The following is a 22,705-nucleotide window of genomic DNA, read 5'->3' on the forward strand; positions in this document are numbered from 1 at the left end:
AATTGTGGCGACTTGATTTTAAGCTCGTCAAATAAAAAAGCAACTTTTGCTGGACAAGTGAGTTTCATCGACCTAACTATGCCACGTCACGTTGTGGATTGATCCAAACCGGAGGCTCGCTGCATGTCGCATATTGATCTCAATCGCCTTGTCGAAGCGCTTGAGCCAGAACTGCGTATATCGCTGGAAACAGCAGCTTCTATTGCTGCGCGGCGGGGTCACCAGTTTGTCGATATTGCCCATTGGCTGAGTGCGGTTGTAGACGCCGACGCCTTCTCTGACGTCTTTGCCCGGTTGAAAATCTCGCAGGATGAACTGCGCGCTCAAATTGATAGGGCGCTCGATGATGCGGCTATCGGTGATGGCGAGGCGCTTTCGCTTTCCCAGAACGTTCTGACCGCTGGACGAGAAGCATGGTTGCTGGCTTCCTTGCAGGATGGCCGCTCGCATATCGCTGTAGTCCACCTGCTTCTGGCTTTGGAAGAAGAGACGTCGCTGCGCAGCATGGTGCGCGCCGCGTTTCCGGCGCTCAAGGCTATGGATCGCACGGCACTGGAGAGCCTGCGTGAAAGCGCTGCAAATTCAACCGCTTCAAAAGATGAGACGCTCCAGGGACTGGGTCAGTCCAAAGATCAAAACGAGTTCCTTCGCCTCTACACGCAGGACATGACAGAAGACGCCCGTCAGGGCAAAATCGACCCTGTAATCGGGCGTGACGACGAGTTGCGGCAGATGGTGGATATTCTCACCAGACGTCGGCAGAACAACCCCATTCTGGTCGGCGAAGCCGGTGTCGGTAAGACTGCAGTCGCCGAGGCTTTGGCGCTGGAAATCGTTTCAGGCAACGTGCCGGAAAAGTTGCGCGATGTTCGTCTTCTGACGCTCGATCTCTCGTTGCTTCAGGCCGGTGCCGGTGTGAAGGGCGAGTTTGAGCGGCGGCTCCATGGCGTCATCGATGCCGTCAAACGCTCACCAGAACCGATCATTCTTTTCATCGATGAGGCGCACGGCCTCATCGGCGCAGGTGGTGCCGCCGGTCATGGCGACGCAGCCAATATTCTGAAGCCCGCGCTTGCGCGTGGCGAAGTTCGTACAGTCGCGGCAACGACCTGGAGCGAATACAAGAAATATTTCGAGAAGGACGCTGCGCTCACCCGGCGCTTTCAGCCCGTGCATGTGCGCGAACCGGATGAAACCACCGCCATCCGAATGCTGCGCGGAATCGCCGACACTTTCGTCAAGCATCATGGCGTGACCATTCGCGATGAAGCCATCGTCGCAGCGGTGCAACTCTCGGCGCGCTACATGCCGTCTCGCCAGTTGCCTGACAAGGCCGTGAGCCTGCTGGATACGGCAGCGGCTGCTGTCTCTCTTGCAAGGCAGACTTTGCCGGAAAAGCTTCGCAACATGGAAAGCGAACGGCAATTGCTGTCCACCGAACATGAATGGCTGCTGCGGGAACCGGCGAGTGAAGAAACGGCATCGCGCATCGATACTGTTGCAGCTGAGATTTCGGCACTCGATATCGGGATTGATGACCTGCGGACGCGCTTCGATGCGGAGATAACCGAGCTGACCGCCGAGGCTTCCAACGTCGCAACGCTGAGACCAGTCACAACGTCCAAAGATGGCGCCAGCGAAAAGCTGGTGCCGACCGTCGTGGATCGCGAGATGATCGCGTCCGTCGTCTCCCGCTGGACAGGTATTCCCCTTGGCAAACTGCTCGCCGACCAGATCGAAAGTGCAAAGTCCCTTGATGATCGTATGAAACAGCGCGTCATCGGTCAGGATCTGGCGATAGGCCGTATTGCCGACGCCATGCGCGCCGCACGCGCAGGCCTGTCGGACCCCCGCCGCCCGCCCGCCGTTTTCCTGCTGGTCGGCATGTCAGGCACCGGAAAGACGGAGACGGCGCTGTCTCTTGCTGATCTGCTTTACGGCGGCAACAGCCATCTGACCACCATCAACATGTCTGAGTTCAAGGAAGAGCATAAGGTCTCGCTCCTTCTCGGTTCGCCCCCCGGTTACGTTGGTTTCGGTGAGGGCGGTGTGTTGACGGAAGCCGTGCGCCGTCGGCCCTTTGGCGTGTTGCTGCTGGACGAAATCGACAAGGCGCATCCCGGCGTTCAGGACATATTCTATCAGGTGTTCGACAAGGGCATGCTGAAAGACGGCGAAGGCCGCGACATCGACTTCAAGAACACGACCATCTTCATGACTGCAAATACGGGGTCGGAATTACTGACATCGCTGGCGGCTGACCCTGACACTATGCCGGAAGGTGAAGCGCTCGAAGCCCTGCTGATGCCGGAACTGACGAAGCACTTTAAGCCAGCGTTTCTGGGGCGAACGGTCATTCTCCCGTTCATGCCGCTTGGACCAGAGCAACTGTCGCGCATCGTCGATATACAGATCGGCAAAATTGCCGAGCGTGTTCGCGCAGCTTACGGCACGGAATTGACGCTTTCTCCGGCGGCGCGAGAGGCGCTGGTGGGACGTGCGGGTTCCAGCGAAATAGGCGCACGCGCCATCGAAATCATGATCGGCAGGGATTTGCTACCGCCACTGTCCACCTACTTTCTTGAGAAAGTCATCACAGGGGACAAGGTCAAGCGGATCACTGTTGATTTTGATAGCACCGGGTTCGGTATTCACGCCGAAGCGGTTGGGGAAGCTGATGAATTCGCGACGGCTGCACCGGCTGGCGTGGATAAGGTTGCCGCGTCGGAAGGGAAGCCCCGACGCATGCGGCAGTAGTGGAAAGGCAAACCGGCCTCGGAGCAAGAGGCCTTTCAGTCATTACAGGAGTTTACAGTATGCCAATTTATTTGCAGCTCGACGGTATTCAGGGCGATGCGACCCATGAGGAACACCGCAAGTGGATGGATATCGAAGCCATTCACTGGAACGTAACACGCAACATGAACACATCTGCCGGTTCTGCGACGAACCGTGAAGCTTCTGAGCCCACGATTTCGGAAGTCATCCTGACCAAAGTCAGCGACTCGTCTTCCACGAAGCTCTTCCAGGAAGCATGCTCCGGTCGTCAGGGCAAACTCGCGACGATCCACCTCGTCACGACCGGCGATCCAGGCAACACGTACATCCAGTACCTGCTGACGAACACGCTGATCGCCAGCTACTCCATCGACTCCAGCGGTGACCGCCCTGTTGAGACAGTACGGCTCAACTTCACCAAGATGGAAGTCAAGTACACACCTGCTGATGAAAACAACACACCGCAGGCACCAATGATCGCATCTTACGATCTGGCAACGACAAAGGCTGGCTAACATCCTTTGAAACGGCAGGTGTCGGCATGATGCCGGCACCTGTTGTCTCGCTTGTGTGCTCCCATGTCCTGCACGCAGTCGTCATGCGGCTTTGCAGGTGACGGTGAATTTTATCCAGTTTTATCAATGGAGATGGTCGTGTCGCTGGCAAAAGATCGCTTGAACAATATCCTCCTCGAACTGCCGAAGTACAAATCACAGTGGCAATTGAACATCGCGAGCCCCTATGTGCGCGCCTATGATCTTGCTATCGACAATTTTCAGCGCACCAGAAAATCGCAGGAGGCGCGCGATAAGTTGACGGCGGAATTGTTCGTCATGTCCGCCTCGATCCTGACGGGCAGCGTGATGATGGCAGCCTTCGCTACGAGTTCGCTCCGCGTACTGGCAAGCCGCGCGGCTCTGCGCGTCATCTGCAACAACAATTTGAACAGAACCTTCGATGCGATGCATGCGGCGAACAACAACAAGGTGTTGATGTTCGCCCTCGGCGGCGTGCTGGATGAGGCAAAGAAGCTTGCTGGAAAGCAGATCACCAGTGCCGCAGAAGGTCTGGTCAGCAGCGCCTCTATCGCCTCTGCACCGACAGCATTGAATTTTCTGACGCGTATCGAAGATTTCATCAACACCAACCACATTTGCGTGCACAATTTCGTGCAGGGCGTACGCGACGACGATAGCGTCAGAGAAGCGGATAAAACGCGCATCGCGGAGTTGGTTAGCCAGACGCCATTCTGCAATCCTCCAGAAGGCCGCCGCATAGACGAGAACCGCCTGTCGCAGAAAATGGAACTCCTGTTCTACATGGACGCCGTTCTGGAATCGGACAAGCTCGTGACCTATGCCCCGGCCGTTGGCGAGAGGTCGATGGGGCGTGACACGGAATATGGCAGCAAGCCGATTTCACAAATGCCATCAGCCACAAATTACCCCAAGGCCATAGCGCCCAAGTTTACGGGCATGCCTTTTGCGCCCTATGAGCCCGGTCAGCGTGTGGAATACAACAATATCGGCTCGGCCGTCAGGGAACGTATCGATACGCTCAGCCGCATGACGGGTAACTCGTCCTTTTACCCGGAGCAGAATTTTGCTGAGAGGATGCTGATCGACCCCACGAGCAGTGCTCAATTGCTCAAGGCCGAACAGGTCATCAACCGCCTTTCCGCTGCTGCGCGGCCAAAAGATTTGACCGATGTGAAGATGATTTAGGCCGGTGATTGCAATGAAGAATTCCGCCGTGATCATCAACGCTGCTCACAAAGCTGCGCTTGTTATGGCAATTCCGGTTCTGGCCCTTGGGCTTGCCGGTTGCGACGTATGGGCCGCGAAATCGAAGGATACCGTCGATAACGCGCTTCTGCGCGCCGAGATGGTAGAGCAGCGGCTAACGCAGGCCGAGACCCTGATCCATACCGTCGCAGTTGCCAAAAAAGAAGCCGAAAGCATCGATGTGTCGGAAGCCGAGACGTCTCTTGTCAATGCGTCTCGAAAGGCCTTCGACCCCAACGCTATGCAGGAAAAAATCCTTGCGGCGCTTGAGGAGCAGAATGGCACCTATGAGGACGCGGCGGCATTCGAGCACGCTGCCGCTGCCCTTGCCGAAGGTCATCGTACGGTCGATAAAATGTACGCCGACAAGGACGAAGCGACGGGGAAAAAGCTGCAAGAACGTCTGGCAGCGCCCGAAACAAAAGCCACAATCGATGACATCGTCGGTCGCATGGCATCGCCTGCGCTCGCCGCCGAAACTTCCGTCACGCAGCAGGCAATCAACGTTTCACTGACGATGGAAGAGAAAACACTTGCGACTGATCACTCGCCGGATGTGTATAAAGAACTCAAGGCAGACTTGCCCAATGTTCTCTCCGAGTTGCGCAAACGAAGCGAAAACGAGGGTGCTTACTCCAGGGACACGGCGCGGCTTGGCGCGACCACTATGTTGACGTTCTCGCTTGCCACCCTCTCGGACGCCGACTTAGCCGCCATCCAGAAGTTCTATGCCAGTTCTTATGGTGAGGCGAAAACGAAAGCGCTTGTTTCGGCTTACTCAGAGGTCTGGAGCGCTTCCACAGTCGCGATGATCAGCGCGTACATCGATGAACTGGCAAGCGCGAAGTCCAGCGCTGCGAAGGTGCAGTAGCCGGAACAGGCCTGTCTTCAACGCTGCTCTGAAAGCCAGGCATGAAGGTGGGTCTGTGTCTCAGCGCGTGTTGGCGCTCCTGCACGACCGCCGAAAACTGTGCATTTCAGGGCAGCGGCGACCGATGAAAGCTGGATTGCGGGACGGCTTTGCATGCCTTCTGCGATGGACAGTGCGAGTGTGCCGTGAAAGACATCGCCCGCCGCCAATGTGTCGATGGCTTTTACCGCCATCGTGTGCTGGTGATGGACTGTCGCGTCGCCGGGTTCGGTCCAGTAGCAACCGCCGGGACCTGCCGTTACTGCAAGAAAGGTTTGCGGATAGCGCTTGTGCAGGATGGGCAACATAGCAGCAACGTCTGCGGTGCCGGTCAGACGCTCTGCCGCAGGCTCCGAGAAAATGATGTGTGTGGCGGTTGGCGCCAACATTTCCAGTGTCTCGACCGGGGCAACATCTCCATCCAGAATGGCGGGCTTGCCGAGTGCGCGCGCGACGGTGAGCACATCAAACGCCAGTTCCGGCCAGCGCACGTCCACCAACACCGCATCGAAGGGTGCTATGTCAGCTTCTGTGCAGGGTCGTCTGGTGTCATGGAGCTTGGGGTCGTAGAATGGCACGATCAGCCGCTCGCCGTTATCATCGATGATGATCGTGGACAGAGCGGAACGAGCGCCTTTCGCAATCGTCATGCCGGATGTGTTTATGCCGCTTTCCGTAAGGTCACGCAGAATGCGGGCGCCCGTTTCATCGTCACCAACCGCACCCCACAGACTGGCGCGTCCACCCATGCGGTGAACGGTGTAGGCCGCGCTTGACGCCATGCCTTCGGCAATTTGCAGCATCTCGTAGGGCAGCACTTTGCCTTGACCGGTTGGCATGTCACGCACACGAAAGAGTGTGTCCAGCACGGCTGCACCGACGCACAGCACATGCTTGCCGAAATGTCTGGTCTCACCCATGGATGATCAGATCCGCTTTCCCGTGTCTTTGTCGAACAGATGGACGGAGGCCGGATCGATGGCAATGTGAACGGTATCTCCGAAGCGGATGTTCAGTCTTTCGCGGAACAGGCAAGAAATGTCCTCCCCGCCACAATTCAGTTTGGCATAGATTTCCGAGCCAGTCCCCTCAACGATTTCCACTCGGCCCTCGATGCCGTCTGTAGCGGCCCTGATGTGCTCCGGGCGAATGCCGTAGACGAGGTCGCGTCCACCAAGCTCTGCCGGGTTCGCCGTCTGTGGCAGCGGCAGGGTCAGACCCTTCGCAGTGCGGAAAACGCCCTCTTCGACATGTCCACGAATGAAGTTCATGGCGGGAGAGCCGATGAAGCCTGCAACGAAGAGGTTGGCGGGACGATCATAAAGCTCCAGCGGTGCACCGATCTGCTCGATGACGCCATCATGCAGCACGACGATCTTATCGGCCATGGTCATGGCTTCCACCTGGTCGTGCGTCACGTAGATTGTGGTGGTGCCGATGCGTTGATGCAGGGCTTTGATCTCGCCACGCATCTGCACGCGTAGCTTGGCATCGAGGTTGGACAACGGCTCGTCGAACAGGAAGACCTGCGGGTCGCGCACCAGTGCGCGGCCCATGGCAACGCGCTGGCGCTGGCCGCCGGAGAGCTGGCGGGGGTAACGGTCCAGCAATTTGTCGAGACCCAGAATGCCAGCGGCATTGTTGACTTTGGCAGCGGTTTCGTCCGCGCTGACCTTCTTGAGCTTCAGGGCAAACCCCATATTCTCCTTGACCGTCATGTGCGGATAGAGCGCGTAATTCTGAAAAACCATGGCAATATCGCGGTCACGAGCGCGCAGATTGCTGACCTCGCGTGCGCCGATATGGATTTCGCCGCCGCTGACCTCCTCAAGGCCCGCAATCATGCGCAACAGTGTCGATTTCCCGCAGCCGGAGGGGCCAACGAGGACGACGAATTCGCCGTCATCGATATCGATATCGATGCCTTGGATGACGTTGACTGCGCCGAAGCGCTTTTGGACGTTCTGAATATTGACCGGTGCCATGGTTTTGATCCCGTAATGAAAGCAATTCCAGCAAAAGTGTGAAGCGGTTTTGCGTTCGGAATTGCGTTAAACAAAAGATGAGTTAGCCGCCTTTGACGGCGCCAGCGGTGAGGCCGGCAACGATCTGTTTCTGTGCGAACATGGTGAGCAAGAGCACCGGAAGCGTGACGATCAGCGCCGCTGCCGCCAGAGGACCCCAACTGACCTGCTCGAAGGACAACATATTGTAGACCGCGACGGGCAGGGTGCGCGTTTCACGGCTGGCCAGCACGATGCCGAAGACGAAGTTGTTCCAGGAGAAGATAACGGCAAGAATGAAGGACACGACGATGCCGGGCTTGGCGATGGGCAGAGCCACTAGACGGAAGACTTGCCATGACGATGCGCCGTCAATGCTCGCTGCTTCCTCGAGTTCTTTCGGCGTCGTCTCGAAATAGCCGATCATGATCCAGACAACGATGGGCACGGTAACGACCAGATGGATGATGATCTGCGGCCACAAGGTGCCGAGCAGGTTCAGCCATTGGAACAGCAGAAACAGCGGAATGAGGAAGGAGAGGCCGGGCGTCATGCGGGCGATCATGATAACGATAGCCGCCTTTTCCGCCTTCAATCGCGCGATGCCGTAACCGGCGGGTATGCCGATGACGAGGGCGAGAAAGGTAGCGGCACCGGTGACGAGCACGGAATTCCAGAAATAGAGGAAGAAGTTATTCTCCTCGAACACCTTCACATAGTTCGACCATGCGAAACGTTCTGGAATGAGGATGGGCGGATAGGCGCCGTTGTCGATTTCGTATTTCAGCGACAGCGAGATCATCCAAAGGAAGAACAGGATGACGGGCGAGATCATCACAAGGGCGACGAAGAAGAGGCCGATCTGGTCGAGTGTTTTGCGTTTCATCAGCGGTCCTCCATCTCGTTCCATTGTGTGCGGGCGCGGACCATCAAAAGCACGAAAGAGAGTGCGACGATGACGATGAAGAACATGACAGCCATGGCTGAGCCATAGCCGATGTCGTAATAGGCAAAGGCGGTGTTGTAGAGATAGATGTTGATCGTCTCAGACGCCGTGCCGGGCCCGCCCTGCGTCATCGCGTAGATGATGTCGAAGCTTTTGACGGCATCGATGGAGCGGATGATGACGGCAATCATCAGGAAGGGTGCAATCATCGGCATGGTCAGATAACGGAACTTCTGCCAGGCGTTTGCGCCGTCGATCTCGGCGCTTTCGTAGGGCTCACGCGGCACGGCGGCGAGGCCTCCGAGAACGATGAGCATGACGAGCGGCGTCCACTGCCATGTTTCCACCAGCACCAGCGACGGAATGACGGTGGACTGGTTGTAGATCCATTCCAGCGGGCCGATACCGATGAAGGACAGAAGATAGTTCAGCACGCCGAGCTGCGGGTGGAACATCATGGTCCAGACGAGCGCGATGGCAACCGGGGTTGCCATCATCGGCATGACGAAGACGCCGCGCAGAAAGCCCCGCAGCGGGAATTGCGCATCGAACAGCAGTGCTGCCAGCGTACCAAGAAACAGGGGCGCGACGACCGACAGCGTCGTATAAACAAGCGTATGCCAGAGCGATTCCCAGAACCGCGCATCGCTTGCCAGACGGATGTAGTTGTCGAAACCGATGAAGCTCTGTTCCTGCCCCAGCGTCCAGCGCTGCGCACTCATCCACAGTGTGAAGACCCACGGAAAGACGATAACGGCGGCAATGACGATGAGGGCGGGAATGACGAAAGGCCAGTAGTTGGGAGCAAGCCGCGTGGGCTTGCTCCTTCTGAAGAGTTTCGTCGTTTTTGCTGTATTTTCGATGCTGACGGACACCATTAACCCTCGCTGCGGGCCAGAACAGGTGTGAACTGCTCGGTTGCTTTCTTGAGTTCCGCTGCCGGGTCTGCACCGCCGATCATGTTGGTGAGGCCGACGCCGTATATGTCACGGAACTCCGTGACGGGGATGATGACGGGCAGTGCCAGCTTGGAGACCTTGCCGGAACCGACGACGGCATCCAGCCACTCCGCGGGCATTTTCACGCCTTCGCGAACTTTGGGGTCTTCCAGAATGGACTGGCGGAACGGAACGCCTGCACCGGCCTGCAACAGGCGTGCACCCATTTCGTGGGAAATCGCCCACTGGCAGAACAGGTACGCGGCTTCCTTCTTCTGGCTGGCCTCAACAACACCGAGGCCATCACCGAATGTGCCAGCTGCCTGCTGGGCCGGGCCCTTCGGCATGACGCCATAGCCTGCCTTGCCGACAACGCGGGACTTTTCCGGATTTTCGATAGGCGGTGCAAAGCCGACGCCATCCAGCCACATGCCGATCTTGCCCTGAAGGAAGGCGGATTGTGCTTCAGCCCAGTTGAAGCCGGAAACACCGGGAGGTGCCGCCTTGGTCATCAGGCGCTGGTAAAGCGTTGCCGCGTCGACCGCTTCCTTAGTGGTGGTATCGATTTTGCCATTTACGATCGGCGTTGCGCCGTAACCCAGCATCAGCGAGGTCCAGACCGGCGTGTTGGCATTCTTGAGGCCACGCGCAACAAAGCCGTAGGTGTTGGTCGATGGATCGGTCAGGGTTTCTGCAGCCGTCACGAGTTCTTCGAAAGTCTGCGGGTATTTCAGGCCCTTGGCTTCGAAGAGTTCCTTGTTCCAGTAAAGAATCCAGTAATCCACGGAGAAGGGCAGGGAGCGCAGAACGCCGTCGCTATCCTTGGCAAACTGCATGCCCGCTTCGGCGAAATCGCTTTCGACAAGCGATGGATCGGTCAGCGAGGGGTCCTTCAGGAAACCGCTGATATCGGCCAGCCACTTACCCTTTTCGAACTGACGCTTCTGAACGTGGTAGCTTAGGTGAACCACGTCGAAGCTTGGTCTGCCAGAGGACAGTTCGATCACGACCTTTTGGCGCTGCTGCTGTTCCGGCGTCGCCTCGGCATTGACCTTGATGCCGGTCAGGTCTTCGAATTCCTTGATGTACTTCAAAAGCGTTTCGCTACGCGGGCTCTTGACGAGATTGACTTCCAGCGTTGTGCCAGCATGTTTTTTCCAGTCGACCGCAGCAGAGGCCGGGCGAATGCCGAATGCGGCGGTACCCGCAATGGCGGCTGTTCCGGCCATGAACCCACGGCGTGTGGGGTTGAGCAGTGAATGTGTCATGTCTTCCTCCTCTTGTGTTGGCCGAAAATCTCCTCACCCCCGGCCGATTGCTTATGCTGTGTTTCTAAACCGCCAGAGCCCTGTCCCGCGCGTTGCGAATGTGGGCAACAAGCCTTTCAGCGGCTTCCTCGGGCGCCCGTCGTTCGACGGCTTCCAGAATGGACAGATGCTCCGCCATCACCGATTTGACGTGACCGGCAATGCGAAATCGCTCCTGATTGATCAGGCGCATCTTGATGGAATTGACGCGGTAGGCGTTGGAAATGATGGAATTGCCCAGCGAGTCGATAAAGGCATCATGCATGCCCCAGTCGGTTGCCTGCGCCTGCGCGTCCAGCTCCGGCGAAGTTTTGCCTGAACTGGCTGCTTCCGCAATGTCCCGGTGATTTCTTAACATCGCCGCTATCGTTTCATCCGAAGCCGTGCGCGTGAAAATCGCAATCGCTTCCTTTTCCAGAAAAATACGAAACTGGAATGCTTCACGGATGAGGTTGATGTCGATATGCGCAACCTGAAGTCCACGCTGCGGCACCGTAATGATCAACCCATCTGCTTCTAGCCGCGGGATGGCTTCGCGGATTGCACCAAGCGGTAATCCGGTCAGCTCCACGAGGCGACGCTGCGAGATGAACTGGCCGGGGCGAACGTCACGCGCGAGAAGGTGGTGCGTAAAACTTTCATACGCCTTTTCCCGCAACGTCGTCTGTTCGCCGGTGTCATCCATAAGCAGTCCTTCTCAAGCCGCCTTGCTTCTGAACAGCGACTCGAAGGCCGCTTCGATCTTTTTACGATTTTCAGCGGAAATGGAAACAAGCGGTGCACGAACGGAATGCCAGATCGGCTCACCCGTGACATGCGACACGAGAACCTTGACGGCTGGCGTGACGGGATATTTCAGCAATTCGCCTACGAGGTCCTGTACGCGCGTGTCGTCGATGCCATCGACAGCCATGGCGCGGATTTCCGCAGGAAGAAAGTTGGCGCAGCCGGAGATGGCGCCCTGACCGCCGAGGCGCACGCCCTGCGCCAGATGCCGCTCGTCACCGATGAGAATGATGAGATCGCCATGCTCTGCCAGAAGGCGTTGTGTGTAGAGCCAGTCGCCGGACGAATCCTTGACGCCGGTGACGATGCCGGGAAACGCCTGACGTAACCGACCGATGAGCTCGACAGAGAGCGCGACCATGGTCACGGACGGGATGTTGTAGACGAGAATATCGCGGGCGTTGCTGCCCAACTGATGGAACACCGACGAGAACCATTCGAACAGGCCGTCGTCGCTGACATTCTTGAAATAGGACGGGGGTGCCAAAAGAACATTGCGAGCACCGGCCTTCAGCGCGTCATAGGCCTGATCGGCTGCGTCCTGCGCGGAATCCACCAGAACACCGACGACCATATTTTTCGTGTCGAAGCCCGCGTCCAGAAAAGCCGAGAGGATATCTGTGCGTTCGCGAGCGCCGATGGAACTGCCTTCTCCCGTTGTGCCGAACAGGGTGACGCTGTTGCAGCCGGAGGCAATCGAGCGCTTGGCCTGTGCGAGCAGGGCTGCGGTATCGATGCTGCCATCCTGCGCAAAAGGTGTCGTTAGTGCTGCCGAAAGGCCGAATTTCCCAGTCAATTGCCTGCTCCTCCAAAAACTGACATGCACTTGATACGTTATTAACATGTTAGTTGTAAAGCCACTATGTGACAGTCAGCTGCAAAGTTTTCTGTGGTCAACGGATTTGTCGGTGCAGAGGCGTCAACCGGGTCGAAACCGGTCGCAAAAGCCAGCGTTTACGGGAGATGTCACCTGCAACAGGTGATTTCTCAGAGCGTTGCCAAGCGGACACATCAGTAAATTAGCTCGGGAAAATTCCCTTTTCGGAGCCCGTTGGCAATATGTGATTAACCTTTATTTTCTATTCAATTTGCTGTGCCGAATGTCCGTTTATGATGAGTGTACAGGCTGTGATGCGTATTCCCCGTTCCAATTTAAATAATTCCGTCAATGCGATAGATGAGAGGGGACAGAAACAGCCCGTTGCGGAGCCGCAAGGTGCCGCCCAAGGCATGGTTCCACTGACCGCCGGACAGCGTGCGGTTATAGGACACAATGCCGATCAGATCGCCGCCAACGCTATTGAAGGACGTGATGAAATGCCGCTTTGGCAAAATGCCTTCACGCTCGGCCCCAATGTGCGTTTCACGCGCACGCCGCAAAATATCGTCGCCGGAAAGCAGGGCGCCAAGGGTGAAGATGAAGCCGTAGCGCCCGTCGTGGCCGAAACTATTCCTGCCACAGAGGAACAGCCGGTCGTGACATCTGCGCCGGTCGAGCGCCGCATCGCCAAGCCTGCGGTCCTGCCCCAGCCGCCGGGGGCCATAGGCGCACTTGCGCTGACCTACCGTCTTCGTCGCGAACTGGCGCTGAAGCAACAGACTGAGACATCTCCCGCTCAAGACGTTGGTGTCGATACTGTCGCGCAGGTTCCGGTAGACGCTCCCGTCGCAGAGCAGATCGATGTGGCCTGTTTTCCGACGGACCAGCAGGGTGATGTTGCGGCTTCGCTCACTGTTCCCGCTTTTGCAGACGTTCTGTCGGATGAGATGTTCTGGGAGGCCATGAGCCTCGATGTCGGCAGCGCCATTCTGCCGCCATCTCAACCGCTTCGACTGGCAGAACTGGTGCGCGTGAAAGCACAGCGTGTCGCTGCCGTTTCCGCACCGGCTCCCATTCAGGCCGTGGCACCCAAGTTATTGCCGCGCGCCGTGCAGATCGTCCGCCAGCCGCCGCCGGTTGTCGAAAAACCTGCTTTTGCAAGGATCGAGGGCTCGGCTGTCTCGCTTTACCGTCAGGTCGATATCAAAACCGCTCGTCAGCTTGATACGGATGTGGTTGAACCGGCCCAGGCCGAAGCGCCCGTGGAGCAGCCGGTGACTGCTGCCGTTGTTCCTGCAACGCAGGCTGCAGAGCCAGCTCTACCAGTCGAAACGCGCCGGGAAATGCGCACGGTTGCCCGCAACAACCAACCCATGTTCCTCGAAGCGCCTGTCTTTAGCGATGGCGAATACGAATATCCGCCCATCGACCTACTACAAAAGCCGCAGGTGCTGCAAACCACGACGATGACGCCCGAAGCGTTGGAGCAGAGCGCCGGACTTCTGGAAAGCGTGCTGGAAGACTTCGGCATCAAGGGCGAGATTATCGATGTGCGCCCTGGTCCGGTGGTAACGCTCTATGAATTCGAGCCTGCACCGGGTGTCAAATCCTCCCGCGTTATCGGCCTTTCAGACGATATTGCCCGCTCCATGTCTGCGCTGTCGGCCCGCGTTGCCGTGGTGCCCGGTCGTAATGTCATCGGTATCGAACTGCCCAATCCGGTTCGTGAGACGGTCTATTTCCGCGAACTGATCGAGTCACCGGATTATGCCGAAACACGCATGAAGCTGGCTCTGTGCCTCGGCAAGACCATCGGTGGTGAGCCTGTCGTCGCGGAACTCGCCAAAATGCCGCATCTTCTGGTCGCGGGTACTACCGGCTCCGGTAAATCTGTGGCCATCAACACGATGATCCTGTCGCTGCTTTACCGCCTGAAGCCGGAAGAGTGCCGCCTGATCATGGTCGATCCCAAGATGCTGGAATTGTCTGTCTATGACGGAATTCCGCACCTGCTGACCCCCGTCGTGACCGACCCGAAGAAAGCCGTGATGGCGCTGAAGTGGGCCGTGCGCGAAATGGAAGACCGGTATCGCAAGATGTCGCGTCTGGGTGTGCGCAATATCGACGGCTACAATGCCCGCGCCGCTTCCGCCCGTGCCAAGGGCGAGACGGTCATGTGCAACGTGCAGACAGGGTTCGACCGCGCAACGGGTGAGGCCGTGTACGAGCAGGAGGAAATGGACCTCACGGCCATGCCTTACATCGTCGTCATCGTCGATGAAATGGCCGACCTGATGATGGTTGCTGGCAAGGAAATCGAAGGCGCGATCCAGCGTCTGGCGCAGATGGCGCGTGCTGCCGGTATTCACCTGATCATGGCGACGCAACGCCCATCGGTCGACGTCATCACCGGCACCATCAAGGCCAACTTCCCGACGCGTATCTCCTTCCAGGTCACTTCCAAGATCGACAGCCGCACCATTCTGGGTGAACAGGGTGCCGAGCATCTGCTGGGGCAGGGCGATATGCTTCACATGGTCGGTGGCGGACGCATTGCGCGTGTCCACGGACCGTTCGTCTCAGACGAGGAAGTCGAAAAGGTCGTTGCGCATCTGAAGACGCAGGGCCGCCCGGAATATTTGGGCACGGTTACCGAAGATGCGGACGAGGTTGATGACAGCGAGGAAGAAGACAGCGCCGTCTTCGACAAAACCGCCATGGCCGAAGACGATACGGCTGATCTCTACGAAAAAGCAGTGAAGGTCGTGCTGCGCGACAAGAAGTGCTCGACGTCTTACATCCAGCGCCGTCTGTCTATCGGCTACAATCGCGCAGCTTCGCTGGTTGAGCGCATGGAGCAGGAGGGGATCGTCGGTCCCGCTAACCACGTCGGCAAACGGTCCATCATTGTGGGCGAGCGCGAGATGTGCGAAGTGCCGGGCGCGGCAGATTGAGGCGAATACCAAGACACTGACAAAGAAAAACCCGGCAATCAGATGCCGGGTTTTTTCGTTCAGACCGGACGCATAAGCCCTGTTCGTGGCAGATAGCAGGGCTTGTCCACCCTGAATTTGTCGACCGGTGTGGGCCGACCAACGAAATAGCCCTGGACCTGATCGATGCCGAGTTCTTTCAGCAACGCCAGTTGCTCGGCTGTCTCGACACCCTCGACAAGAATCTTGTGGCCCCGATTGCGAATGAGGCCGATAATGTCCTTCAGCATCGCCTTGCCGCGCTGCGTATGGGCATCGTGCAAGAAGGATTTGTCGATCTTGACCGTATCGAAATCGATGAGCCGCAGCCAGGACAGTCCAGCAAAGCCGGTGCCGAAATCATCCAGCCAGATGCGAATGCCGAGCGTCTTGAGATCGCTGATGCAGTGAAGGACGTCGGAGTTCATGTCCATCTCCAGCCCCTCGGTGATCTCAAAGGCCAGCCTGCCGCCCGCAACGCCGACATCCCCGAGAATAGCGGCGACCGATGTCGCGAAACCTGGGCTTTTCAGCTGGATCGGCGAAACATTGACGCTGACGATGGGCACGCAGTCGCTGCGAAGCACCTGCTGGCACGCGGTGCGAATGGCCCATAGGCCGAGATCCATGATGACGCCAGTTCGCTCTGCAATCGGAATGAAAATGCACGGCGGCACCATGGTTCCGTCCAAAAGCCGCAGGCGCATCAGCGATTCCGCACCATCGATCTGGCACGATGAGAGGTTCTTGATCGGCTGATAGACGAGAGACACCAGATCCTTTTCGATAGCAATGTTCAGCAAAGCCGCGACATTTTCCGTATCGTCGCTGTTCAGCGGGTCTTTGGGGTCGAACAATTTAACGGTGTTACGCCCGTTTGCCTTGGCAAGATAAAGCGCGCGGTCCGCTTCGTTGATGAGGCGTTCAAGCTTCGGGTCCGGCTGGGGACGTGTGAAGGATGCGCCGACGCTCACCGTGATGACTGATGTTCCATCGCGGCGCCGCTCGTGTACCAGCGACATGTCTTCAACGGTCTGCCGCAACGTTTCCGCGATCTCTTCGATATCCCGGGCATTTCTGAAACGGGCCAATGCAATGAACTCTTCACCGCCATAACGCCCGATCACCGCATCGAAACGGCTCATGCTTTCCTGCAACGTCTGCGCCACCTGTATCAGGCACCGGTCACCTTCCTGGTGTCCATAAAAGTCGTTGTACTTTTTGAAGAAATCGACGTCGATCAGGAAGACCGCAAAGTTGCGGTTCTCGTTTACCCATCCATCCCAGAGTTCGCGCAGCCTCGTGTCGATCGCCCTGCGATTTTCAAGGCCGGTCAGCGGATCGGTGTTCGAGAGATGCAGAAGCGCCTGGCCACGCTCTTCCGCCTGCTTTTGCTGCACCTTCGCTTCGATGGCATTGAGGAATACGCGATAGCGCTCTCGATTGAGGCGCAGGTTCACGTAGGACGTGAAGATGAAGCAGGAGAAATAGAATGTCCCGTTGGCGATCTGGTAATAGATGTCTTCGTGGATGTACCTCAGCGCGGCGAAATAGATCATCAGAACAAGGCTGGATGCAAACAGCGAGAGCGAGAAATTGAAGGTGAAGAACAGGTTGGCGCCCATCATGAAGATGGCACCGAACACCATGTAATAGGACATGTTGACGGTGTAAGTCGTCATCATGGCAGGCATGACCCAGCCGATATAGCCGCAGATCAGCGCCGTTGCGCAGGCGATATCCATATGGTTGGTTTTGGCGTTGGCGCGGATTTGCATTTCCAGCGTCAGCAACGCCGCAATGCCGACGACGAAACGCGCAAACATCGTGTGCGGTGCAACGTCCGGCACCAGCAAAAGATCGGTGATCGAAAACAGCAGATAGATCGGCACAGCGATCCAGAGGCCCTGGCGTATCGCCTTGCGCCTTTTGACATCGGCCTCTTCTAGGAAGATTTTCCGCAGAGCATCCGAAGACTGCTTCTGCGTCTCATCCCCGATGAGATCAAGTTCAACCACATCCACTAAAGTGTGCGTCATGCACTTTTCCATAGGTTGCAATAATATCGTAAGTCGATTGTTTCCAACGAAACAAATTTTATTGCCAGGTGCTGTTTCTTTACTCCCCTTCCGTTGCGGCCATCGGTGCATGGAGAGGTTGCAAGCCTGCGAAGAATGAATTGTATCCTTTTAAGTTTCTTTAAGAGCCGCGAAAAGTACAATCCAAATTGTGTTTACCTTAATAAAAAGTTTCCCGAAAACCCGTATATTTAAGGCTTTCGTCTCATTGACTCGGCACCCGTTTAAGTTTGAATTGTCTCAGAGTTAACAAGGCGTTAATCAGGAGAGTGCGTGTGTCCCAATTTGTGAATAGAGAATTTGACGGCGATAGTCTTATTACTCCAGATGCAATATCGGCGGAGATATTCGGTGGGAGAAACAACAATTTTGAAGAGAAATTTGAAGTCGGAAAAGCAGAAATCGCCCTCATCCTTGGTATTGCGCACCAGCAATTTCTGAGTGGGCGTGCGCCGCAGCAAATTATACATGAAGTCGCCGGTAGGCTGCATCAGATCAGAGAAAAATTCGACTCTGGCGTGTGGCGCGAGCTGATCCCGGTGGTTCAGGATCACCCGGTTTCCGAATATTTCCTGCAAGACCCATTCACCTACTGGTCTCACGAAAAACCGCGTGGCTACTCCGGCGATGCGCAGTTGCTGGACTTCATCTACGGCCATCCAAGTGTGCAAGACCGGATTGCCGCCGCATCCCCCATCGGCGCTGCACTCTACGAATATACGAAAGACGCATCCTCCTCCGTCGCGGTCAGAGAGCGTCGCGATATTCTGACCAAGTATGTCGATGATCTCGCTGCAAAGCACGGGGCCGACACGGAAATCATGACGATTGCGGCGGGACATCTTCGTGAGGCAAACCAGTCCGCAGCGCTCGCCAACGGCGCGATCAAGCGCTGGGTCGCGCTGGATCAGGACCCCCTCAGCATCGGTGCTATCACCCGCGACTTCAGCGGCACCTGCATCGAGGCGATCGATGGCTCCGTGCGCGGTATTCTGGCAGGACGCCATGAACTGGGTCAGTTCGATTTCGTCTACGCGGCGGGCCTCTACGATTATCTGGTCGACAAGGTTTCGATCAAGCTGACGCAGCGCTGCCTCGATATGCTCAAGCCCGGCGGCACGTTCCTGTTTGCCAACTTCTCGCAGGATATCGGCGTGGACGGTTATATGGAAACCTTCATGAACTGGGCGCTGCTTCTGCGCACCGAAGAAGACATGTGGAACATCATCAACGCCAGCGCCGATCCCTCGGCCATCGAAGCCGAAGTCTTCTTCGGCGAGAACCGCAATATCGTCTACGGCGTTATCCGCAAAAAGGCTTGATTTCCAGCGACTTCAGACGTTGCGCTGCCCGCTGATGGCAGCGCAAATTTCATTATGCAAGGCGATTCCATTTGATGTCGAAAGGCATTAAAGCATTCTATGAAGTAGCATGCCTTTGGAGTGCATCATGGAAAACAAGCGATATTATTCGGATTTCGGCGGGCTTCCCGGCCAGACAGAACTTTTATCAAGCAAAGCGACATTTACCACCGCCTATGCCGTCATTCCAAAGCGGGTGATGTCTGATATCGTCACCAGCGTGCTGCCGCACTGGAACGATACGCGTGCCTGGATCATCTCCCGACCAATGACGGGTTTTTCCGAGACTTTCGCGCAATACGTCATGGAAGTGCTGCCCGGCGGCGGTAGCGACAAGCCAGAGCCGGATGCCCGCGCACAGGCGGCGATCTTCGTGGTCGATGGTGAAATGTCCATCGAACATGACGGACAGAAGCATTCAATGCGGGCAGGGTCCTTCGCCTATATTCCGGCTGGCCACGCGTGGAAGCTGCGCGGCGAAGGATCGAGCCCTGTCAAGTTCCACTGGGTCAGGAAAGTGTTTGATGTCGTGGAAGGTCTGGAATTGCCGCCGGCCATCTTCACACATGAAGATGAGCACGAGCTTTCCGCCATGCCGGAAACGGATGGCAAATGGGCGACCACGCGCTTCATCGACCCGGCGGACGGTCGCTATGACATGCACCTCAACATCGTGACCTTCGAGCCAGGCGCGACCATTCCCTTCATGGAAACCCATGTGATGGAGCACGGCCTTTTCGTGCTGGAAGGCAAGGCGGTTTACCGGCTCAACAATGACTGGGTGGAAGTCGAGGCCGGAGATTTCATGTGGCTGCGGGCGTTCTGCCCACAGGCCTGCTATGCGGGCGGGCCGGGCCGGTTCCGCTACCTGCTGTATAAAGATGTGAACCGCCACGTTAAGCTTTGGTAATTTGCTTTTTCTCGCAATTGCGTAAGACTGCTTTTGGCACCGCGCAATGCGAGATATCCAGCCTTAAACCATTGGGGCTGTTTCGATGCGGGTTTTCGCGAACTTCTCCATCGCGGGAGCCGCCCGATTTTGCAAATTCGAGATCATGCCATGACGCAGTCCATTGATGCAGACATCTTCAATCTCGTCCCTGTTGCCATGTGGATCGAAGACTTCTCGGGCGTGAAGCGTCAGTTCGATCTCTGGCGGCAGCAAGGCGTGACGGATCTCCGGGCATTTCTGTGCGAAGACCTGTCCCGCGTTCAGGCATGCTCGCAGAAGATACGGGTGCTGAAGGTCAACGAGAAGACGCTCGAACTTTTCGCGGCCCGCGATTTCGATCATCTGATCGCCAATCTGCATCGCGTCTTTCGCGACGATATGCTGGAAAGCCACATTACCGAGCTGGAAGCGCTGTGGCAGGGAAAAGCGCGCTTCTCTAGCCATGCCGTCAATTACTCGCTGAGCGGGCAGCGGCTGGATATACAGTTGCGCGGCGCGATCATTCCCGGCCATGAGGATACGCTGGACCGCATCCTCATCACCACCGAGGACGTGACGGAGCGTGAGGAAGCAAGACGGCTGGAACAGAGCAACCGGCGTTACGCGGAGGGCATGTTCGAACATTCGCCTGTGTCGCTCTGGGTCGAAGACTTCAGCCACATCAAGCGCCTGATCGACGATATCAAAAGTCGCGGCATTATGGACTTCCGCGTTTTCATGGATGTGCATCCCGAATTCGTGCGTCAATGCATGAGCGAAATTCGCGTGGTCGAGGTGAACAAAGCCACGCTCGATCTTTTCTGCGCACCGGATGAGCAAACGCTGATGCGGCGTCTGGGTGATGTGTTTCGCGACGAGATGGACAAGCCGTTTCGAGAGCAGCTGATCGATCTGTGGAACGGCAATCTGTTCCAGCAGCGTGAGGTCATCAACTACGCGCTCGACGGGTCGGAGCGTCACCTGTTGCTGCACTTCTCGGTCTTCCCAGGCCATGAAAACGACTGGTCACTTGTGCAGGTGGCGCTGACGGACATCACCGCACGCAAGAAGGCCGAAGCCTATCTCGAATATCTGGGCAAGCATGACGTGCTGACCAAACTCTACAATCGCGCTTTCTATTCCGATGAATTGAACCGGCTGGAGCGCAACAGCCTGCGGCCTGTCTCAGCCGTCATCATCGATCTCAACGCGTTGAAGATTGCCAATGACACGCTGGGCCACGATGCAGGCGATAAATTGCTGCGCAGGTTGGGTGAAGTTCTGAACGGTGTGGTGGCGGCCCCCAACCATGCAGCACGCATTGGCGGCGATGAGTTTGCCATCCTCATGCCCGGTGCCGACAAGCAGGCAGCAGCCACCATGGTGGACACCATCTTCGAACTGTTGAAGATCAACAATCAGTTCTATTCCACTGCGCCACTCGGCATATCGGTCGGCGTCGCCACTAGCGAACAAGGCGAGACGCTGGAGGCGATGGTCAGACGCGCCGATATCAACATGTACGAGCAGAAGAAGGCGCATTATGCCAACGATGCGCTACGCTCCAAATCCGCAGGCATCTGAAGCGCGCCCTGACAAAGCCAGAGCGCGGGATTTCATTAGACCAGAAGATTGTCGGCGATTGGCGTCGCCGTTGTTGCGGTCGCGGCATGATCGTTGATCGAATAGGCGTGGATGTAGTCGATCTTCATCTCGGAGCCATTCGGCAGCCCGGTCGAAGGTGTCCCCGCGATGCCGCCAACGGCTAGATTAACGAGCATGTACATGGGATCGTGCATATCGGCGGGCGTATCGATCTGGGCTACGGCCACATCGTCGAAGTACCAGGTAATGTGGTCCTCCTCCCACAACAGCCCGTATTTGTGAAAGCCTTCGGTGCTACCCACCGTGACATTGTTGATGGTCGATGTCTGCTGGCCAGAGGCGTTGGAGTGCGCTGACAGGATCAGCGTATTCGGGTTCTGGCCGCGCATTTCGATGACATCGATTTCAGGCGGCCAGCGCCCATCCTCCGGCAGCAACCAGAAGGCAGGCCATACGCCCTGATCGCTCGGCATATCGGCACGTATTTCGAAGTAGCCATAGGTCTGTGAAAACGATGGGTGGGTCGTCAGCATGCCGGACGTGTAGTCATACCCGTTCACGGCATCGGAAATGGCATCGGGCGTCGGAGCGGCCTTGATTGTCAGAACGCCGTTCTGCACCGAAAACGGATTGACCGAAGAGGTCGGCTGATAGGCGGGGTTGATGTACCACTGCTTTTCCGAATTTGTGTGCAGGCTGCCGCCTTCCTCACCCGACCACCAGAACTTCGGTTCCCAGACGCCGGACTGGCCGTTGCTCAACGACAGAGAGTTGAACTCGTCGGCAAAGGTGCTGGTCAGTTGCGACCGGTCGAGTGTGAGCCTGAACTGGTCCGCAGAGAGATCGTTGGCCGTTTTGTTGGCCAGAACGACGCTTTCACCATTGTCGAAATTCAGCCAGAGATCTGAGCCCTTTTGCGTGGAGGCACTCAGCAGGTTATCGAAGGAGGTTACCCCGTAACCATCGAGACGAATGAAGTCGTCAGCGCCAAAATCAGTGATGAGGTCGGTGCCGTTTCCCTTGGCGAAGACGAAAGTGTCGGCACCGCCGCCGCCTTTCAGCACGTCATTGCCAGCGCCGCCATCGATCGTCTGTTTGCCGGAGCCACCGCTGATGATGTTGTCGAGGCTGTTGCCAAACGCGTTGCGACCGTCACCGGTTACGATCAGATTTTCAATGTTGTCGGGAAGTGTGTAGCTCATCCAAGTGTTGATGGTGTCGATGCCCTGTCCGGGCGCTTCCACCGCACGGTTGATGGTGGAATAGAGGTAGTAGATGTCGTCGCCGGTGCCGCCATGCATGGTAACGTTGACGCCACTATCGCCCCACATCGAATCGTTTTTTGCAGTGCCGTAGAGGTTGGGGCCTGAGCCCGTTGCCGAGAAAAAGCCGGTGGATGTGTCGCTGTAGTAGAGCGGCTTTCCAAGAGCATTCATGATCGAATTCGCCATCGACTTATCTCCTGTTAAAACTGTCCTCCCCGACA

General features: G+C 56.9%; 17 protein-coding genes. 8 read left to right on the forward strand and 9 right to left on the reverse strand.

Translation table 11 applies throughout. The annotated features are described in order from the left end of the window. Window positions 1–123 precede the first annotated feature (123 nt). The 4 genes from tssH (at window position 124) to QRN55_RS23355 (ending at window position 5,433) form a co-directional block, all read left to right on the forward strand. Window positions 124–2,757, forward strand: coding sequence for a type VI secretion system ATPase TssH (gene tssH, locus QRN55_RS23340; RefSeq protein ID WP_284778474.1), 2,634 nt, complete (start codon window positions 124–126; stop codon window positions 2,755–2,757). 59 nt (window positions 2,758–2,816) lie between these two features. Next, on the forward strand, window positions 2,817–3,293 hold the full coding sequence (locus QRN55_RS23345) for an Hcp family type VI secretion system effector (RefSeq protein WP_111841460.1): 477 nt from the start codon (window positions 2,817–2,819) through the stop codon (window positions 3,291–3,293). A 132-nt stretch (window positions 3,294–3,425) separates the two neighbouring features. Continuing rightward, the gene (locus QRN55_RS23350; protein WP_284778498.1) at window positions 3,426–4,502 is read left to right on the forward strand and encodes a hypothetical protein; all 1,077 of its coding nucleotides are present in this window, start codon (window positions 3,426–3,428) and stop codon (window positions 4,500–4,502) included. Between the two features lie 13 nt (window positions 4,503–4,515). After that, window positions 4,516–5,433 (forward strand): hypothetical protein, encoded by a 918-nt coding sequence (locus QRN55_RS23355; protein ID WP_284778475.1) that lies wholly within the window; start codon window positions 4,516–4,518, stop codon window positions 5,431–5,433. Window positions 5,434–5,450: 17 nt separating this feature from the next. On the opposite strand, the gene QRN55_RS23360 is transcribed toward QRN55_RS23355, so the two are convergent. The 7 genes from QRN55_RS23360 to QRN55_RS23390 form a co-directional block, all read right to left on the reverse strand. Next, window positions 5,451–6,392, reverse strand: coding sequence for a sugar kinase (locus QRN55_RS23360; protein ID WP_284778476.1), 942 nt, complete (start codon window positions 6,390–6,392; stop codon window positions 5,451–5,453). 6 nt (window positions 6,393–6,398) lie between these two features. Continuing rightward, window positions 6,399–7,457, reverse strand: coding sequence for an ABC transporter ATP-binding protein (locus QRN55_RS23365; protein ID WP_284778477.1), 1,059 nt, complete (start codon window positions 7,455–7,457; stop codon window positions 6,399–6,401). An 82-nt stretch (window positions 7,458–7,539) separates the two neighbouring features. Next, window positions 7,540–8,361, reverse strand: a complete 822-nt coding sequence (locus QRN55_RS23370) for a carbohydrate ABC transporter permease (RefSeq protein WP_284778478.1) — start codon at window positions 8,359–8,361, stop codon at window positions 7,540–7,542. Further along, a complete protein-coding gene (locus QRN55_RS23375) occupies window positions 8,361–9,299 on the reverse strand; it encodes a carbohydrate ABC transporter permease (RefSeq protein WP_284778479.1) in 939 nt (312 codons plus the stop codon). Before QRN55_RS23375 ends, QRN55_RS23370 begins: the two co-directional genes overlap by 1 nt. Then, window positions 9,299–10,627, reverse strand: coding sequence for an ABC transporter substrate-binding protein (locus tag QRN55_RS23380; protein WP_111841454.1), 1,329 nt, complete (start codon window positions 10,625–10,627; stop codon window positions 9,299–9,301). The genes QRN55_RS23375 and QRN55_RS23380 overlap by 1 nt, the downstream gene beginning before the upstream one ends. Before the next feature lie 64 nt (window positions 10,628–10,691). After that, on the reverse strand, window positions 10,692–11,351 hold the full coding sequence (locus tag QRN55_RS23385; RefSeq protein WP_284778480.1) for a GntR family transcriptional regulator: 660 nt from the start codon (window positions 11,349–11,351) through the stop codon (window positions 10,692–10,694). A gap of 12 nt (window positions 11,352–11,363) precedes the next feature. Next, on the reverse strand, window positions 11,364–12,248 hold the full coding sequence (locus QRN55_RS23390; RefSeq protein WP_284778481.1) for a dihydrodipicolinate synthase family protein: 885 nt from the start codon (window positions 12,246–12,248) through the stop codon (window positions 11,364–11,366). 314 nt (window positions 12,249–12,562) lie between these two features. On the opposite strand from QRN55_RS23390, the gene QRN55_RS23395 reads away from it, so the two are divergent. Next, window positions 12,563–15,226 carry a DNA translocase FtsK gene (locus QRN55_RS23395; RefSeq protein WP_502871368.1) on the forward strand — a complete coding sequence of 888 codons (2,664 nt, stop codon included), beginning with the start codon at window positions 12,563–12,565 and terminating at the stop codon, window positions 15,224–15,226. Window positions 15,227–15,285: 59 nt separating this feature from the next. On the opposite strand, the gene QRN55_RS23400 is transcribed toward QRN55_RS23395, so the two are convergent. Then, window positions 15,286–17,283 carry a putative bifunctional diguanylate cyclase/phosphodiesterase gene (locus tag QRN55_RS23400; RefSeq protein ID WP_284778483.1) on the reverse strand — a complete coding sequence of 666 codons (1,998 nt, stop codon included), beginning with the start codon at window positions 17,281–17,283 and terminating at the stop codon, window positions 15,286–15,288. Window positions 17,284–17,597: 314 nt separating this feature from the next. Here QRN55_RS23400 and QRN55_RS23405 point away from each other — a divergent pair, with 314 nt between their 5' ends. The 3 genes from QRN55_RS23405 to QRN55_RS23415 all read left to right on the forward strand — a co-directional run bounded on the left by QRN55_RS23405 (window position 17,598) and on the right by QRN55_RS23415 (window position 21,198). Continuing rightward, a complete protein-coding gene (locus QRN55_RS23405) occupies window positions 17,598–18,644 on the forward strand; it encodes a class I SAM-dependent methyltransferase (RefSeq protein WP_284778484.1) in 1,047 nt (348 codons plus the stop codon). 127 nt (window positions 18,645–18,771) lie between these two features. After that, window positions 18,772–19,593: a bifunctional allantoicase/(S)-ureidoglycine aminohydrolase gene (locus QRN55_RS23410; protein ID WP_284778485.1), complete on the forward strand. Its 822-nt coding sequence runs from the start codon at window positions 18,772–18,774 to the stop codon at window positions 19,591–19,593. A 150-nt stretch (window positions 19,594–19,743) separates the two neighbouring features. Next, window positions 19,744–21,198, forward strand: a complete 1,455-nt coding sequence (locus tag QRN55_RS23415) for a sensor domain-containing diguanylate cyclase (RefSeq protein ID WP_284778486.1) — start codon at window positions 19,744–19,746, stop codon at window positions 21,196–21,198. Window positions 21,199–21,233: 35 nt separating this feature from the next. On the opposite strand, the gene eglC is transcribed toward QRN55_RS23415, so the two are convergent. Continuing rightward, window positions 21,234–22,670, reverse strand: a complete 1,437-nt coding sequence (gene eglC / locus QRN55_RS23420) for an endo-1,3-1,4-beta-glycanase EglC (protein ID WP_284778487.1) — start codon at window positions 22,668–22,670, stop codon at window positions 21,234–21,236. Window positions 22,671–22,705 lie beyond the last annotated feature (35 nt).

Source organism: Agrobacterium sp. lyk4-40-TYG-31, assembly GCF_030209855.1.
Lineage (GTDB): Bacteria > Pseudomonadota > Alphaproteobacteria > Rhizobiales > Rhizobiaceae > Agrobacterium > Agrobacterium vaccinii.